General features: G+C 71.8%; 14 protein-coding genes. 10 read left to right on the plus strand and 4 right to left on the minus strand.

The genetic code is table 11. The features are described from left to right. Positions 1 to 55: 55 nt before the first annotated feature. Positions 56 to 931 carry a plasmid replication/partition related protein gene (locus tag QQA12_RS06055; protein WP_226050038.1) on the minus strand — a complete coding sequence of 292 codons (876 nt, stop codon included), beginning with the start codon at positions 929 to 931 and terminating at the stop codon, positions 56 to 58. Between the two features lie 121 nt (positions 932 to 1052). Between QQA12_RS06055 and QQA12_RS06060 the strand changes: the two genes are divergently transcribed. The 3 genes from QQA12_RS06060 (at position 1053) to dapA (ending at position 2828) form a co-directional block, all read left to right on the plus strand. After that, positions 1053 to 1412, plus strand: a complete 360-nt coding sequence (locus QQA12_RS06060; protein ID WP_226050037.1) for a DUF1304 domain-containing protein — start codon at positions 1053 to 1055, stop codon at positions 1410 to 1412. Between the two features lie 54 nt (positions 1413 to 1466). Next, positions 1467 to 1823: a GlpM family protein gene (locus QQA12_RS06065; protein ID WP_226050036.1), complete on the plus strand. Its 357-nt coding sequence runs from the start codon at positions 1467 to 1469 to the stop codon at positions 1821 to 1823. 105 nt (positions 1824 to 1928) lie between these two features. Further along, entirely contained in the window at positions 1929 to 2828 is a 900-nt protein-coding gene (gene dapA, locus QQA12_RS06070; protein WP_226050035.1) for a 4-hydroxy-tetrahydrodipicolinate synthase, read from the plus strand. Between the two features lie 75 nt (positions 2829 to 2903). Here dapA and QQA12_RS06075 read toward each other — a convergent pair whose 3' ends face one another. Continuing rightward, positions 2904 to 3338: a PepSY domain-containing protein gene (locus QQA12_RS06075; RefSeq protein ID WP_054664533.1), complete on the minus strand. Its 435-nt coding sequence runs from the start codon at positions 3336 to 3338 to the stop codon at positions 2904 to 2906. Between the two features lie 372 nt (positions 3339 to 3710). Between QQA12_RS06075 and QQA12_RS06080 the strand changes: the two genes are divergently transcribed. After that, complete coding sequence (locus QQA12_RS06080; RefSeq protein ID WP_200909216.1) at positions 3711 to 4991, plus strand: MFS transporter; 1281 nt, start codon at positions 3711 to 3713, stop codon at positions 4989 to 4991. Positions 4992 to 5139: 148 nt separating this feature from the next. Here the strand turns inward: QQA12_RS06080 and QQA12_RS06085 are convergent, their stop codons facing one another. After that, positions 5140 to 5601 carry a bacteriohemerythrin gene (locus tag QQA12_RS06085; RefSeq protein ID WP_054664537.1) on the minus strand — a complete coding sequence of 154 codons (462 nt, stop codon included), beginning with the start codon at positions 5599 to 5601 and terminating at the stop codon, positions 5140 to 5142. 87 nt (positions 5602 to 5688) lie between these two features. Continuing rightward, positions 5689 to 6999, minus strand: a complete 1311-nt coding sequence (locus QQA12_RS06090; RefSeq protein ID WP_226050034.1) for a diguanylate cyclase — start codon at positions 6997 to 6999, stop codon at positions 5689 to 5691. Positions 7000 to 7164: 165 nt separating this feature from the next. On the opposite strand from QQA12_RS06090, the gene QQA12_RS06095 reads away from it, so the two are divergent. The 6 genes from QQA12_RS06095 (at position 7165) to QQA12_RS06120 (ending at position 15164) form a co-directional block, all read left to right on the plus strand. Continuing rightward, positions 7165 to 7830, plus strand: a complete 666-nt coding sequence (locus QQA12_RS06095) for a response regulator transcription factor (RefSeq protein ID WP_054664541.1) — start codon at positions 7165 to 7167, stop codon at positions 7828 to 7830. Continuing rightward, positions 7817 to 9214 carry a histidine kinase dimerization/phospho-acceptor domain-containing protein gene (locus tag QQA12_RS06100; protein WP_226050033.1) on the plus strand — a complete coding sequence of 466 codons (1398 nt, stop codon included), beginning with the start codon at positions 7817 to 7819 and terminating at the stop codon, positions 9212 to 9214. The genes QQA12_RS06095 and QQA12_RS06100 overlap by 14 nt, the downstream gene beginning before the upstream one ends. Before the next feature lie 248 nt (positions 9215 to 9462). After that, the gene (locus QQA12_RS06105) at positions 9463 to 10545 is read left to right on the plus strand and encodes an efflux RND transporter periplasmic adaptor subunit (protein WP_226050032.1); all 1083 of its coding nucleotides are present in this window, start codon (positions 9463 to 9465) and stop codon (positions 10543 to 10545) included. Positions 10546 to 10549: 4 nt separating this feature from the next. After that, a complete protein-coding gene (locus QQA12_RS06110; RefSeq protein WP_182334025.1) occupies positions 10550 to 13609 on the plus strand; it encodes a CusA/CzcA family heavy metal efflux RND transporter in 3060 nt (1019 codons plus the stop codon). Continuing rightward, the gene (locus QQA12_RS06115; RefSeq protein ID WP_054664553.1) at positions 13609 to 13911 is read left to right on the plus strand and encodes a DUF3240 family protein; all 303 of its coding nucleotides are present in this window, start codon (positions 13609 to 13611) and stop codon (positions 13909 to 13911) included. Before QQA12_RS06110 ends, QQA12_RS06115 begins: the two co-directional genes overlap by 1 nt. Further along, a complete protein-coding gene (locus tag QQA12_RS06120; RefSeq protein WP_226050031.1) occupies positions 13908 to 15164 on the plus strand; it encodes a TolC family protein in 1257 nt (418 codons plus the stop codon). The genes QQA12_RS06115 and QQA12_RS06120 overlap by 4 nt, the downstream gene beginning before the upstream one ends. Positions 15165 to 15207: the final 43 nt, after the last annotated feature.

Here is a 15207-nt window from a genome sequence, read left to right on the forward strand (position 1 = left end):
GGCGCATGCCGCCGGTGCCCTGGCGGAGGCGCGCGGCGTGTCACCGCCAGGGCACTCAGGCTTCGGTGGCTTCCGCCGTGGCGGCGCTGGCCAGGCGCGCGCGCAGCGCTTCCAGCTCCATGCGCAACGCCTGGTTTTCCGCGGTCAGCGAGGCCACGCGCTGGCGCAGGGCGTCCACTTCGCCCGCATCGCCGTCGGCCTGCGCGGGCATGGCCGGCGGCGTCTGTGCGGTATCCGGCTCGGGCGCCGCCCTGGGCTTGCGACGCGATTCGCGCACGCGCCGGGCGGCTTCCTTCAGCTGGTCCTTGCCCCCCTGGGCGGCCGCGCGCTGTTCCGCTTCCGGCAGGCTGGCGACCACCGCCGCGGCACTGAGCGAGATCTCGCCGGCCTTGACCGCTTCGATCACCTCCTGCGCGGCCTGCGCGCTGATCTTCTCGATCAGCGTCACCTGGCTGGCACTGAGCTTGGCTTCGCGGGCGATTTCGGCCTTGGACAGTTTCGGCGCCGGCTCCCATGGCGGCAGATCGGCATCGGCCGGACCGTCGGCGGCCGCCAGCGGCGCCTCGCCCTCGCTCTCCCGGCGCAGCTGTTCCTGCTCGGCGCGGTGCCGGGCCTCGACGATCGCGCGCTTGCGCAGGGCCAGCACGCCGCGCTGGAAATCGGACACGCTGCGCCGGCCAAGGTGCTGCTCGATCATCCACAGGTGCACGTCCTGCATCGACTGGAAGCGGGTGTTCTGCACCGTCTGGAACGGGATGCCGTGCTTGCGGCAGATGCCGTAGCGATTGTGGCCGTCGACCAGTACGTTGCCCCACAGCACCAGTGCGTCGCGGCACCCCTCGGCCAGCAGGCTGCGCTCCAGCGCGTCGTGCTCGTCCGGGGTCAGCGGATCGATGTAGGCCTTGAGTTCTTCGTTGACGATGATGTCCATGCGCATGCCGGTGGAACGAGGGGGCGGCATTGTAAGTGAGGCCGGGGACGGCACGGCCGCGGTGCTTGCCGGCCTGCGGGAAGTCGATCATGCTCGCCTGCCGCGACTGCACGAGGCGGTCATGCTCCTCATTGCCGATATCGCAACCGCCCTGGTCGCGCTGATCCATGCCTGGATCCTTGTCCTGGAAATGTTCCTGTGGACGCGGCCGGCAGGACGCAGGGCCTTTGGCCTGACCCGTGAATTCGCCGAGCAGACCCGGGTGCTGGCGGCGAACCAGGGGCTCTACAACGGTTTCCTGGCCGCCGGCCTGGTGTTCGGCCTGGTGCTGGGCCCGTCCGGACACGCCGTGCGCGTGTTCTTCCTGGCCTGCGTGCTCGTGGCCGGCCTCTACGGCGCCGCCACCGCCAGCCGCAGGATCCTGTTCGTGCAGGCGCTGCCGGCCGCCATCGCGCTGGCGCTGGTCCTTGCGGCCCGCTAGCCGGCGCCGGGGCAGGACGCCCGCCATTCCCCGCACGGCCACCTCGACGACCCGATGATTTCCCTGTTCCTGAAATCGCTGCTGGGCGCCCTGGCGGTGCTGCTGATCGCGCTGCTGGCCAGATCGAAGAGTTTCTTCATCGCCGGGCTGGTGCCGTTGTTTCCCACTTTCGCGCTGATCGCCCACTACATCGTCGGCAGCCAGCGCTCCGGCGCCGACCTGCAGAAAACCGCGCTGTTCGGGCTGTGGTCGCTGTTTCCCTATGCCGGCTACCTGGTGGCGGTGTACTTCGGCAGCGTGCGCTGGCCGCTGGCGGTGACCCTGGGCGTGGCCACGGCGGTGTGGGTGCTCATGGCGCTGGTGATGATCGTGCTGTGGGCACGGCTGCATCCGGCCGCCGCGGGCGCCTGAGCGCGCCGGTTTGCTGCCAATTGAAACCATTGCCGGCGTGGAAGGCGGCGGGCGGCGCTTGGCGATTAGAATCCGGGTTCCCCCGAACGCCTTCCGGATACCGCGATGACATCCTCCCACGTCCCCCTCCGCGGCAGCATCGTCGCGCTCGTCACGCCCATGCACGAAGACGGCAGCGTGGACTATGCGGCGCTGCGCCGTCTGGTGGACTGGCACGTGGCCGAGGGCACGGACTGCATCGGCGTGGTCGGTACCACCGGCGAGTCGCCCACCGTGGACGTGGAAGAGCACTGCGAGATCATCCGCGTGGCGGTGGAACAGGCCGCCGGGCGGGTGCCGGTGATGGCCGGATGCGGCGGCAATTCCACCGCCGAGGCCATCGCCCTGGCGCGGTATGCGCGGGAAGTGGGCGCCGACAGCCAGCTGCAGGTGGTGCCGTACTACAACAAGCCCGGCCAGGAAGGGCAGTACCGCCATTTCCGGGCCATCGCCGAGGCCACCGGCGACCTGCCGATCGTGCTCTACAACGTGCCCGGGCGCAGCGTGGCCGACCTGCAGCACGACACCGTGCTGCGGCTGGCGCAGGTGCCGGGCGTGGTCGGGATCAAGGAAGCCACCGGCAACCTGGAACGCGCGCAATGGCTGATCCGCGAGGTGCCGGACGGGTTCGCGGTGTATTCGGGCGACGACGCCACCGCGGTGGCGCTGATGTTCTGCGGCGGCCACGGCAACGTGAGCGTCACCGCCAATGTGGCGCCGCGGCTGATGCACGCGCTGTGCATGGCGGCGATGGCCGGCCAGGTGCAGGCGGCCATGGTGATCCAGCAGCGCTTGCTGCCGCTGCACAGACAGCTGTTCGTCGAAGCCAACCCGATCCCGGTGAAATGGGCGATGCAGCGCCTGGGCCTGTGTGGCGGCACGCTGCGACTGCCGATGACCGAACTGGAGCCCGGCAACCAGCCCAGAGTGGAAGCAGCCCTGCGCGAGGCCGGCCTGCTGGGCTGAGCGTGGCCCGGGCCGCAGTGGTCGGCCCGGACCGGGTGAACGGCGGCGCTCATGCCGCCGGCACCGCAAGAGTGCTCAGTCCTTTTCCAGCGCGATCACTTCGCCCGTCGTCGGGTCCAGCTGGACCTTCACTTTCTCGCCCGCGGCGGTGGTGCCCTTGGCCTTCCACAGGCCGTCGTCGAGCTTGACGTCATGCACGCCGCTGTAGCCGGCGGTGGACAGCTGGGCGCGGATATCGGCCTCGCCCAGCGCCGGCACCGGCTTGTCCGGGTACACGTTGCCGCTACGCGGGTCCAGGCGCACGTCCACCCGCTTGCCGTTGGCACTGGTGGCATCGGCCTTCCACATGCCGTCCTTGAACTCCAGGTCCTCGACCTTGGTATAGCCCTGCGCCTCCAGCTGCGCGCGCACCTGCGGCGCGGTGAGCGCGTCCTGGGCCTGGGCGGCGCCGGTGCCGGCCAGGGCCAGCGTGGCGGCGAAGAGGGCGGTATGCAGCGGTCGATTGTTCATGGGTTGCTCCTGTCGTATCGGCGCGTTGCTGCGCGTAGAGCGGAACGTAGCGGAGGTTTCCTGTACGCCACCGTGAACCGGCGTCGGCGCGCGGTATGCCGCTGCGCTACGGTTAACCGACGTGGAGGGCGCGGCAAAAAGAAGTTCATTTCCTGTTCGGCGGGTGTGGCGAGGGCGTCAACGCGCACGCCTCCAGGCAGGCTGGCGGGATGCCGGCATGCGGCCGTGGCGGCCGACGGGGCATCGCCCTGCGGCCTGGGCACAGGCCGCAGGCGGCAGGCCGCGGCTGGACGATGGTGTCGTCCGCAACCGGCCTGCTGGCGGCGCATGGCGCGTGGCAGACTGCGCGGGTATCCCTCGGCCATGGCGCCCATGCCCTCCATCGCGACTTCCGCCAACTCACCGCGCCGGGTGCTCGCCGCCAGCCTGGTCGGCACCACCATCGAGTTCTTCGACTTCTACATCTACGCCACCGCGGCGGTACTGGTGTTCCCGAAGCTGTTCTTTCCCGAAGCCAGCCCCAATGCGGCGCTGCTGCAGTCGCTGGCCACGTTCGCGGTGGCGTTCATCGCGCGGCCGGTCGGTTCGGCGCTGTTCGGGCACTACGGCGACCGCATCGGGCGCAAGGCCACGCTGGTGGCGGCGCTGCTGACGATGGGCCTGTCGACGGTTGCCATCGGCCTGTTGCCCACCTATGCCGGCATCGGCCTGCTGGCCCCGGCGCTGCTGGCGCTGTGCCGGTTCGGCCAGGGCCTGGGCCTGGGCGGCGAATGGGGCGGGGCAGTACTGCTGGCCACCGAGAACGCGCCGCCGGGCAAGCGCGCCTGGTACGGCATGTTCCCGCAGCTGGGCGCGCCACTGGGCTTCCTGATGTCGGCCGGGATCTTCCTGCTGCTGGGCCGGCTGATGGACGATGCCGCGTTCCTGGCCTGGGGCTGGCGCGTGCCCTTCCTGGCCAGCGCGCTGCTGGTGATCGTCGGCCTGTGGGTGCGCCTGAACATCCACGAGACCCCGGATTTCCGCCGCGCGGTAGCGCACGGGCAGCGGGTGCGCCTGCCGATGCGCGAGGTGATCGCCGGCCATGGCTTCGCGCTGGTGGCCGGGACCCTGGCGGCGTTCGCGACCTTCGTGCTGTTCTACCTGATGACGGTGTTCACCCTGGGCTACGGCACGTCGGTGCTGGGCTACAGCCGTGAACAGTTCCTGCTGCTGCAGATGGTCGGCATCCTGTTCTTCGCCGCCGGCATCCCGCTGGCGGCGCTGCACGGCGACCGCCACGGCACGATCCGCACGATGCTGTGGGCGACGCTGGCGATCTTCGTGTTCGGCCTGCTGTTCAAGCCGCTGTTCCAGGCCGCGCACCCGTGGCAGGTGCTGGGGTTCCTGTCGCTGGGCCTGTTCCTGATGGGCCTGACCTATGGCCCCTGCGGCACCATGCTGGCCAGCCTCTATCCGGTGCAGGTGCGTTACACCGGCGCATCGCTGTCGTTCAACCTTGCCGGCATCCTCGGCGCCGCGCCGGCGCCGTATGCGGCCACATGGCTGGCGGGCAGGTTCGGGGTCGGTGCGGTCGGCGGTTACCTGTGCGCCACCGCGCTGGCCACCGCGCTGGCGTTGTGGGCGATCCAGCGCCGCGCCGCGGCGCGGCCCTGATCCGTCCCGCGCGTGGCGGGCAAGAGGGGCCGCCATCCTTGGCGGCCATCGGCCGTCGATGGCCGGGTGCCGGGCATCGTTCCCGGCGGTTCCATGGTGCAGGGCCTGCCGCCATGCGCCGCGCGGCGCCGGCAGGCTCCCGGTGCGATCAGCGGAACAGGCGCTTGAGGGTGCGTCCGAGCCAGCCGCCTTCCTCGTGTTCGCGGGCGAACTTGTTGAGGTGGCGCTTGACGTGCTCGGCGTAGGCCTTGTCGTCGCCGCGGATGTGGTTGAACAGCCAGCGCGAGAGCATGTTGCGCAGGTCGTCGGTGATGTCCTCGCCGGACTCGAAGCGCATGCGGTACTCGGAGACGCGCTTGATGAAGACCTCGTGCACGCGCTTGTGCGCGGCGCAGAACGGGTAGCCGGCCTCCTCCATGAGCTCTTCCTCGAAGGCAAAGTGCGACAGCGTGTAGTCGATCAGTTCGTCGATCACCTCGCCCACGGCGACCCGCTCCATGCTCTTCTGGGTCACATGCAGGTGGTTGAGCATCTCCACGATGCGCATGTGCTGGTGGTCGATGACCTCCACGCCCGTGTTGAGATCGTCCTGCCAGACCAAAAGTGCCACCGCCGCTTCTCCAAGTAGATGCTGTCGGGCGCACTCTAGGCAGGGCGGTGGTGCGGCGCGTTGATCTGGATCAAAGCCCGCCGGCGGTCAGTTCAGGGTCACGCCGTGGACGCGGTTGCGGCCGCCGGCCTTGGCCAGGTACAGCTGGCGGTCGGCCTCGGCGATCAGCGCATGCAGCGTGCAGTTGTGCGCGGGCATGCGGCATACGCCGATGCTGACGGTCATGCGCAGCGTGCTGCCACCCAGGCTCAGCTCCAGGGCGGCCACGGCCGCGCGCAACTGCTCGAAGTGACGGGTGCAGGCGTCCTCGTCCGGTGCGCCGACCAGCAGGCAGAATTCCTCGCCACCGAAGCGGGCGCTCAGGTCCTGCGGACGGGTGTGGGCATGCAGGACCCCGGCCACGGCGCGCAGCGCCTGGTCGCCGGCCTCGTGGCCGAGGCTGTCGTTGATGTGCTTGAAGTGGTCGATGTCGACCATGGCCACCGCGACGCTGCCGGCCTCGGCGCCATGCCGCTCGAGGTGGCGCTGGCTGCGCTCCAGGAAGCTGCGGCGGTTGGGCAGGCCGGTGAGGAAGTCGCGGGTGGCCAGGTCCTGCAGGGTGCCGATCAGCTCCAGCTGGTCGACGTTCTGCGAGACCCGGCAGAAAAACTCCTCGCGCGAGAACGGCTTGCGCAGGAAGTCATTGGCGCCGTTCTTGAGGAAGCGCGGGATCAGCGAAGGGTCGGAGTTGCCGGAGATGCCGATCACCGCGACCCGGTCGCGCGCGCGCAGTGCGCGCAGGCGCCGGGTCAATTCGACGCCATCCATCCCCGGCATCTCCTGGTCGACGATGGCCAGGCGGATCGCCGGGTCGGCTTCCAGCGCCTGCAGTGCGGCCTGGCCGTCGCCGGCCTCGGTGACCCGGTAGCCGTACATGGCCAGCAGCGAAGCGGCATAGCCGCGCGCCGAGGGCGAATCGTCCACCACCAGCGCCGAAATGCGGCGGTTGCGCTCCAGCCGCTGTACCAGCCACACCAGGTAATCCAGGCTGCCGGGCGTGTTCTTCAGTACGTAGTCGATGATGTCCTGCTGCAGCACGCGCCGGCGCAGGTCCTCGTCGTAGACGCTGCTGACCACGATGGTCGGCAGCCCGCGTTCGACGAAGTAGGCCACCACGCCGTCGCGGTCGCCGTCGGAAAGCACCAGCCCGGTCAGCACCAGGAACCAGTCGTCCTCTGCGTCGAGCAGGGCGCCGGCCTCGGCCAGCGAGGAGGCCACGCTGACCGGCAGTTCCAGACGCTGCTCGATGGCCTCGCGCAGCATCGTGGTGAAGGTGCGCGAGTTCTCGACGAGCAGGATGCGCTGGGGCAGGGGGGTGATCGGTCGGCTGTCGAAGCCGGCCGGCGGCGACACTGTCATGGGTGGGTGGGATCCGGTGGCGGGTCGTCGCATCCAGTTAGCGGCCGCGGCGCGGCGGACTTTAACCCGGCCCCGGCCCCGGCGACGCCGCGATGACGGGCCCGCGGTGCATTGGCCGGGCAGACAGGGCATGATGCCGCCGTCTCTGCTGATGCCGTCTGCCCCATGCGGTTGTTGCTTGTCGAGGATTCCACCGCCCTGCGCGAGAGCCTGGCCCTTGCCCTGGCCGCGGAGGGCCATGCGGTGGACGCGGCCGCCGACGGTACCCAGGCGCTGGGATTCCTGGCGCATTACGACTATGACCTGATGGTGCTGGACCTGGCCCTGCCGGGCGTCGACGGACTCGGGGTGCTGGATGGGCTGCGCGCGCAGCGGCGCGCCACGCGCGTGCTGGTGCTGTCCGCGCGCGACCAGGTCAGCGACCGGGTCGAGGCGCTCAACCGCGGCGCCGACGACTACCTGGTCAAGCCCTTCGCCTTCGACGAACTGCTGGCGCGGCTGAAGGCGCTGGCGCGGCGCCGCTTCGACGACGCCTCGCCGCGGCTGGCCGCCGGGGCGCTGAGCGTGGATACCGCCACCTGCCTGGCGACCGGCCCGGGCGGGGCGATCGCGTTGTCGCCCAAGGAGTACGCGCTGCTGGAGCTGCTGCTGCGCGAGCGCGGCCGCGTGCATACCCGCAACGCGTTGTTCGAGCGGCTGTATGCCGGCAGCAGCACCGCCTCGGACAAGGTGATCGAGGTGCTGGTCAGCACCCTGCGGGCCAAGCTCGCGCGTGCCGGCGTCGATGGCCTGATCGAGACCCGCCGCGGGTTCGGCTATGTGGTCGTCTGAGCGGCGCTGGCTGAGGTCGATCCGGCGGCGCCTGATCGTGGCGCTGGTCGGGGGACTGGGCAGCCTGCTGGTGGTGCTGTTCCTGCTGCTGGACCAGATGCTCGACCACCACCTGTACGCGCGGCTGGACGCGCAGCTGCTCGACCGCGCGCGCGCGGTCGGCGCGCTGCTCGCCAGCGGCACCCCGGTGGATGCGCTGATGCCGGAGTTCCGCGAGCACGGGCACACCGATTTCTACACCATCTGGGACACGGCCGGCGCGGTGCTGGCGCGCTCGTCCTCCAGCGGCACGCAGGCGCTGGCACGCCCCCCGCGGATGCCGGCCGCCGAACCGCTGTATTACGACCTGGTGCTTCCCGACGGCCACCGTGGCCGCGCGGTGGCGCAGCAGGTGGCCCCGGGCCCGGCCGGCGACCCGCGCGCGGCGCTGATCACCGTCGCCATCGAACGCACCGATGTCGACGTGCTGGAGCGGCGCATCCACCTGTCGTTGCTGCTGGTCAGCCTGCTGGCGGCGCTGGGCGCGGCGACGCTGGCGATCGTGGTGGTCAACCGTGGCCTGCGGCCACTGCTGCGGCTGGGCGGCCGGGTGGGGTCGCTGTCGCCGGAAACCGCGCAGGTGCCGCTGCTCGATGCGACGCTGCCGTCCGAGCTGGCGCCGCTGGCCGCGGCCCTGGACAGCGCGTTCGGCCGCCTCTACGACGCGCTGGAACGCGAACGCCGGTTCGCGCGCGACGTCGCCCACGAACTGCGCACGCCGCTGGCCGAGATCCGCACCAGCGCCGAGCTGGCATTGCGCGGTGGCGACCCCGGCCGCGCGGCGGCGGCGCTGGCGATATCGCTGGCGGCGGTGGAACGCATGCAACGCAGCGTCGATGGCCTGTTGGCCCTGTCGCGCTACGAATCGGGGCAGGCCGAACCGCAACCCGAGCCGCTCGACCTGCGCGCGCTGCTCGAACAGCAGCGGCAGGTGCTGGCCCGCGCCACGTCCGCCGGTGCGCACATCCAGCTCGAAGGCGCGGCGGAGTGGTGGACGTCGAGCGATGCCGCCCTGCTCGAGCGCATCGTCGCCAACCTGCTGCAGAACGCCGTCGAATACGCGCCGGCCGGCAGCCGCATCCTCGCCGGGGTGAAGGTGACGGCGGAGGGCGCCTGGCTCGAGGTCCGCAATCCCGCGCCCGACCTGCATGACAGCGACCTGCCGCGGCTGGGCGAACGTTTCTGGCGCAAGCGCCCGGAACGGGCGCCCGATACCCACGGCGGGCTCGGCCTGGCCCTGGCACGGACCCTGGCGCGGGTACTGGTGCTGCAGCTGCACTTCCGGCTCGACGCCGGCGACCTCGTCGCCCGCCTTGGCCCGTTCCCGGCGCTGCCCGAAGCCTGAGGCCGCAGGGCCGACACCGGCATTCCATCTCCCGGACCGGCCGCAGCCGGTCACCGGCCATTGCCGGCTGCGGGCACCGGGTGTCGCCGCAGGCAGCGTCTTGGCCGGTATCGCGGTGCGTACCGGGGCCCATCGCCGCCATGGCGGAGACGCAAACGCAACTGCTTCGCACTCGAGCACCTTAAGCGTTTCCAAAGCCGCGCCGCGCAGACTCCCGGCACCCCCGCACCCCACGTCGAGGTTGTTCGATGTCCTGCCGTACCCGTTTCCTTCCGGCGCTGCCGTTCGGCCTGGCGCTGCTGCTGGCCAGTTGCACCGTGGTGGCTGCCGCCGCACCTGCGGCGATCCGCATGCCGGCCGAGCAGGCGCGCGCACTGGGCGTACGCAACGCGGCGGCGGTCGCAGCCACCGGCATTCCGCTCGAACACCTGCCGGCGACGGTGGAACCGGCGCTGGAACGCAGCGCGGTGGTGACCGCGCCGTACGCCGGTACGGTGACCCGGGTGCTGGCGGTCGAGGGCAGCCAGGTCGCCGCCGGTGCGCCGCTGGCGCGGGTGCAAAGCCGCGAACGGATGATGCTCGAGGCCGATGCCGGGCGCGCGGCCAGCGAAGCACGGCTGGCGGCGCGGCAGGCGCGGCGCGATGCCGACCTGCTGGCCGAGGGCATCGTGCCGGCCGCACGTGCCGAGAGCAGCCGCGCGTTGCAGGAGCAGACCGGGGCCACCCAGGCGCAGTTCGCGCGGGCACTGGCGCTGGCGCCGGCGGCCAGGGGTGGGCTGCCGGGCGAATACGAGCTGCGCGCACCGCTGGCCGGGCGCGTGCTCGAGCGCAAGGTGGCGCCGGGGCAGGCGCTGGAGGCGATGGCCGCCGCGTTCGTGGTGGCCGATACCTCGCAGCTGGACGTGGCCATACGCGCCCCGGCGGCAGCACGCATGCGCCTGGCGGCCGGGCAGGTGGCGCGCATCGACGGTACCGACGCGCGTGGCCGGATCACCGCCGTGGGCAGCGCGGTCGATGGCGCCAGCCAGACCGTGCCGGTGCGCGCACGCTTCGAGGCCAGCAGCGTGCTCGTACCGGGCCAGCCGGTGGCGGTGACGCTGGAACTGCCGGCACCGCAGGGAGCGCTGGCGCTGCCGCGCGGCGCGTTGGCACGGGTGGGGCGCGACAGCGTGGTGTTCGCCGCCACGGCTGGCGGCTACCGGGTGGTGACCGTCGAGGTGCTGGGCGAATCGGCGACCCAGGTGGTGGTGCGCGGGCCGCTCGCGGCCGGTACGGCGGTGGCGGTGGCCGGTACCAGCGCATTGAAGGCGCTGCTGGCGGCCGGGGAGTAAGCCGATGCTCGGACGCCTGGTCGAATTCTCCCTGACCCAGCGGGTGCTGGTGCTGGTGGCCGCCGCGGGGCTGGCGCTGGCCGGCGCGCTGGCGTTCCTGAAACTGCCGGTGGATGCCTACCCGGACATCGCGCCGACCCAGGTCAAGCTGATCCTGAAGGCGCCGGGGATGACCCCGGAGGAAGTGGAGAGCCGCGTCGTCGCGCCGCTGGAGCTGGAGCTGCTCGGCCTGCCCAACGGCACGATGCTGCGCTCCACCGCCAAGTACGCCATCGCCGACATCACCCTGGACTTCGCCGAAGGCACCGACATCTACTGGGCGCGGCAGCAGGTTGCCGAGCGCTTCGGCAACGTCGCGCTGCCGGACGGCGTCGGCGGCGGGCTGGCGCCGATCGCCACGCCGCTGTCCGATCTTTTCATGTTCACCATCGAGGGCGGCGACCTGGAGCTGGCCGAGCGCCGCGCGCTGCTGGACTGGGTGATCCGCCCGGCGCTGCGCACCATCCCCGGCGTGGCCGACGTGAACGCGCTCGGCGGCGAGGTGAGCAGCTACGTGGTCGTGCCCGACCGCGCCGCGCTGTCGGCCGCCGGCCTGCATTTCCGCGACCTGGCCGACGCGCTGGAGCGCAACAACCGCAACGATGGCTCCGGCCGCCTCGGCGACGGCGAGGAAGCGCTGGTGGTCCGCGCCGAGGGCGCGGTGCGCGGGCTGGAGGATCTGCGCCGGATCGTATTGAAGGTACAGGACGGCATCACCCTGCGGGTCGGCGACGTGGCCCAGGTGCGCATGGCCGGGATGACCCGCTATGGCGCGGTCACCCGCGACGGCCAGGGCGAGGCGGTGCAGGGCATCGTGGTCGGCCTGCGCGGTGCCGATGCCGGCGCGGTGGTCAGCGCGGTGCGCGCGCGCCTGGCCGAGCTGGCGCCGCAACTGCCGGCCGGGGTGCGGGTGGAGCCGTTCTATGACCGCAGCGCGCTGATCGACCGCGCGGTCGGCACCGTCACCAAGGCCCTGCTCGAGGCCACCGTACTGGTGGTGGTGCTGCTGCTGCTGTTCCTGGGCGAGCTGCGCGCGGCGCTGGTGGTGGCGCTGACCTTGCCGTTCGCGGCGCTGCTCACGTTCCTGATGATGCGCGCGTTCGGCATGAGCGCGAACCTGATGAGCCTGGGCGGGCTGGCGATCGCCATCGGCATGCTGGTCGATGCGGCGGTGGTGGTGGTGGAGAACACCGTCAGCCGGCTCGACCCCGGTGCGTCCGGCGCGGGCCTGCCGCGCCTGCACCGGGTGTTCGCCGCGGTGCGCGAAGTGGCCGCGCCGGTGGCATCGGGCATCCTCATCATCTGCCTGGTGTTCCTGCCGCTGCTGACGCTGGAAGGGCTGGAGGGCAAGCTGTTCGGCCCGGTGGCGCTGACCATCGTGTTCGCGCTGGCCGGCTCGCTGCTGCTGTCGCTGACGGTGATCCCGGTGCTGGCCTCGCTGCTGCTGCGCGAACGCGCCCACAGCGAGCCGTGGCTGATGCGCAAGCTCGATGCCCTGTACATGCCGCTGCTCGACGGTGCGCTGGCGCGGCCGCGCCGCGTGGCGATCGGTGCCGGCGCGGCGCTGCTGCTGGGCGTGGCGGCGTGGTTCGGCGTCGGCAAGACCTTCCTGCCGACCATGGACGAGGGCGACCTGCTGGTGCAGCTGGCCAAGCTGCCGTCGATCGGCATCGAAAGCAGCGTCGAACAGGACCTGGCGGTGGAACGGGCGCTGAAGGCACGGGTGCCGGAGATCCTGCACGTGATCGCGCGGGTGGGGTCGGATGAACTCGGCCTGGACCCGATGGGCCTGAACGAGAGCGACGTGTTCCTGGAGCTCAAGCCCAAGGCGCAGTGGCGCAAGCCGGACAAGGAATGGCTGGCCGACCAGATCCGCACCGTGCTGGAGGATTTCCCGGGCGTCGGCTATGGCTTCACCCAGCCGATCGAGATGCGGGTCAGCGAGATGCTCACCGGCAGCCGTGGCGACGTCGCGGTCAAGGTGTTCGGGCCGGAGCTGGCCACCGTCAACCAGCTCGGCACGCGCATCGCGCAGGTGCTGCAGGACGTGGCCGGCGCGCAGGACGTGCTGGCGCAGACCGCCGAGGGCGTGGAATACCTGCGCCTGCAGATCGATGCCCAGGCCGCCGGCCGCGCCGGCCTGGCCGTGGCCGACGTGCAGGACGAACTGCGCGCGCAGATCGAGGGCCTGCCGGCCGGCACCGTGATCGCACCGGACCGGCGCATCCCGGTGCTGGTGCGCGGGGATGCCGGCGTGCAGCAGGACCCGGCGCGCTTCGAGCGGCTGCTGCTGGCGCGCGGCGATGGCGCCGGCGAGGTGCCGCTGTCGGCGCTGGCGCAGATCGAGCGCAGCACCGGCCCGGTGGCGGTGCGCCGCGAGAACGGCTCGCGCTTCGCCCTGGTGCAGGCCAATGTCGACGGCCGTGACCTGGTCGGCTTCGTCGAGGAGGCGCGTACCCGGGTCGCCGGCGAGGTGCCGTTGCCCGAAGGCTACCGCATCGTCTGGGGCGGCCAGTTCGAGAACCAGCAGCGTGCCGCCGCGCGCCTGGGCATGGTCGTGCCGGTGGCCATCGGCCTGATCTTCCTGGTCCTGTTCTCCACCTTCGGTTCGATGCGGCAGGCGCTGCTGGTACTGGGCAACGTGCCGTTCGCGATGGTCGGTGGCGTGCTCGCGCTGTGGCTGACCGGGCAATACCTGTCGGTGCCGGCCTCGATCGGCTTCATCGCCCTGCTCGGCATCGCGGTGCTCAACGGCTTGGTGCTGGTCGAGCATTTCAACCAGTTGTCCGCTACCGGCATGGCCATGGCGACGGTGGTGCGCGAAGGCGCGCGGCGGCGCCTGCGCCCGGTGCTGATGACCGCCAGCATCACCGGCCTGGGGCTGGTGCCGCTGCTGTTCGCCAGCGGCCCCGGCTCGGAGATCCAGCGCCCGCTGGCGATCGTGGTGATCGGCGGGCTGGTCAGTTCGACCGCACTGACGCTGTTGCTGCTGCCGGTCCTGTTCCGCCGCTTCGGAGCCCGTTGATGGAACTGCGTCGCCTGAACCTGGTTTTCTCTCCCGTACTGGAGGACGCGGTGATCGCCGCGCTGCTCGACATGCCCGACCTGCCCGGTTTCACCACGCTGCATGGCGAAGGCCATGGCAGCAGCTTCGACAAGGCCAGCAGCCGCGAGCGCGTGCGCGGCCGCGTCGCCCGCGACATGGCCTGGCTGGTGCTGCCGGCCGAGCGCGTGGACGACGTGCTGGACGGACTGCGCCAGCGCCTGCCCGGCGCCGACATCCGCTGGTGGAGCGAGATCGTCGAACGCTTCGGGAGGCTGGCATGAGACGCCTGCGCTCGACCCTGGCGCTGGCCGCCTGCCTTGCCCTTCCCGGCGTGGCACCGGCCGCCACCGATGCCGGCTACCTGCCGCCGGAGACGCTGGTCCTGCAGGCCATCGCCGCGCATCCGCAGGTGCAGGCCGCCGCGGCCGGCACCCGCCGTGCCGAGGCCGAGGCGCGCGGGCTGGCGGCCGGTGCGCACGAGCCGACCCTGAGCCTGATGTCGCAGCAGCGACGCGTGCACGGCGGGCTGGACTACCGCGAGTACGAAGCGCAGCTCACCCGTGGCGTGCGGCTGCCGGGCAAGGCGCGGCTGGATCGCGAGCTCGGGCGGCTGGGCCGCGAGGTCGCAGGCCTGCAGCTGGCCGATGCCGAGCACCAGGCCGCGCGCCTGCTGCTGGCGCAGTGGATGGAGTGGCTGCGGGCCGAAGGCGGGGTGGCCCAGGCACAGGCGCAGCTGGAGCTGGTGCAGCGCGACCGCGACGCCATCGCCCGCCGTGTCACCGCCGGCGATGCCGCCCGGCGCGACCTCGACAGCGCGCAGGCCGCGTTGTCGCAGGCCCATGCACAGGCGACCGCGGCGGCGGCACGCTGCGAGGCCGCGCGCATCGCCCTGCGCACCACGTTTCCCTCGATCCCGCTGCCCGGGCGCGCGCCGGCGCTGCCGGAACCGGTCGCCGATGATGCGGGTGCGCAACTGCACATCGACCATATCGTCAGCCGCAGCCACGAGATCGGCGCCGCCGAGCGCGAGGCCGAGCGGCTGGACCGTGCGGCCCTGCGCGCCCGCGCCGAGCGCCGGCCGGATCCCAGTGTGGGCCTGCGCTGGCTGGACGAGCGCGGTGGCGAGGAACGCTCGCTCGGGGTGGTGGTCAGCATTCCGTTCGGCGGCGCGGCGCGTTCGGCCACTGCCGACGCGCAACGCGCCAGTGCCGAGGCCGGCAGTGCCATGGCCGAGAGCATGCGGCGCATGATCCAGCGCGAGGCCGAGCAGACCGTGCGCCACGCCGATGCTGCCTGGCGGTTGTGGCGTGACAGCCGCCAGGCGCTGGAGGCGGTGCGTGCCAGCACCGCCAAGGTCCGTCGCGCCTATGCGCTGGGCGAGGCCGGGATCGCCGAGCTGATCGCCGCGCAGCGCCAGGAGCAGGAAAGCGCGCTGGCCGAATCCGACGCCCGTGCCAATGCGCTGGAGGCGGCCCTGCTCATCCGCGTCGACGCGCACGAGCTGTGGCACGACGCCGGGGACAACGACGCCTGAGCGCGGCGCCGGGCACCGGACACGGCCCGGCCGCGTGGCCGGC

Origin of the sequence: Stenotrophomonas sp. 17(2023), assembly GCF_030345315.1 — a bacterium.
Classification (GTDB): Bacteria; Pseudomonadota; Gammaproteobacteria; order Xanthomonadales; family Xanthomonadaceae; genus Stenotrophomonas; species Stenotrophomonas acidaminiphila.

Bases quoted from the DNA above. Each gene is read 5' to 3' on its own strand.
- dapA (WP_226050035.1), top strand. From the start codon at position 1,929: ATGACATCCTCCCACGTCCCCCTCCGCGGCAGCATCGTCGCGCTCGTC.
- QQA12_RS06080 (WP_200909216.1), top strand. From the start codon at position 3,711: ATGCCCTCCATCGCGACTTCCGCCAACTCACCGCGCCGGGTGCTCGCC.
- QQA12_RS06095 (WP_054664541.1), top strand. From the start codon at position 7,165: ATGCGGTTGTTGCTTGTCGAGGATTCCACCGCCCTGCGCGAGAGCCTG.
- QQA12_RS06075 (WP_054664533.1), bottom strand. From the start codon at position 3,338: ATGAACAATCGACCGCTGCATACCGCCCTCTTCGCCGCCACGCTGGCC.
- QQA12_RS06055 (WP_226050038.1), bottom strand. From the start codon at position 931: ATGGACATCATCGTCAACGAAGAACTCAAGGCCTACATCGATCCGCTG.
- QQA12_RS06115 (WP_054664553.1), top strand. From the start codon at position 13,609: ATGGAACTGCGTCGCCTGAACCTGGTTTTCTCTCCCGTACTGGAGGAC.
- QQA12_RS06060 (WP_226050037.1), top strand. From the start codon at position 1,053: ATGCTCCTCATTGCCGATATCGCAACCGCCCTGGTCGCGCTGATCCAT.
- QQA12_RS06090 (WP_226050034.1), bottom strand. From the start codon at position 6,999: ATGACAGTGTCGCCGCCGGCCGGCTTCGACAGCCGACCGATCACCCCC.
- QQA12_RS06110 (WP_182334025.1), top strand. From the start codon at position 10,550: ATGCTCGGACGCCTGGTCGAATTCTCCCTGACCCAGCGGGTGCTGGTG.
- QQA12_RS06120 (WP_226050031.1), top strand. From the start codon at position 13,908: ATGAGACGCCTGCGCTCGACCCTGGCGCTGGCCGCCTGCCTTGCCCTT.
- QQA12_RS06065 (WP_226050036.1), top strand. From the start codon at position 1,467: ATGATTTCCCTGTTCCTGAAATCGCTGCTGGGCGCCCTGGCGGTGCTG.
- QQA12_RS06100 (WP_226050033.1), top strand. From the start codon at position 7,817: ATGTGGTCGTCTGAGCGGCGCTGGCTGAGGTCGATCCGGCGGCGCCTG.
- QQA12_RS06105 (WP_226050032.1), top strand. From the start codon at position 9,463: ATGTCCTGCCGTACCCGTTTCCTTCCGGCGCTGCCGTTCGGCCTGGCG.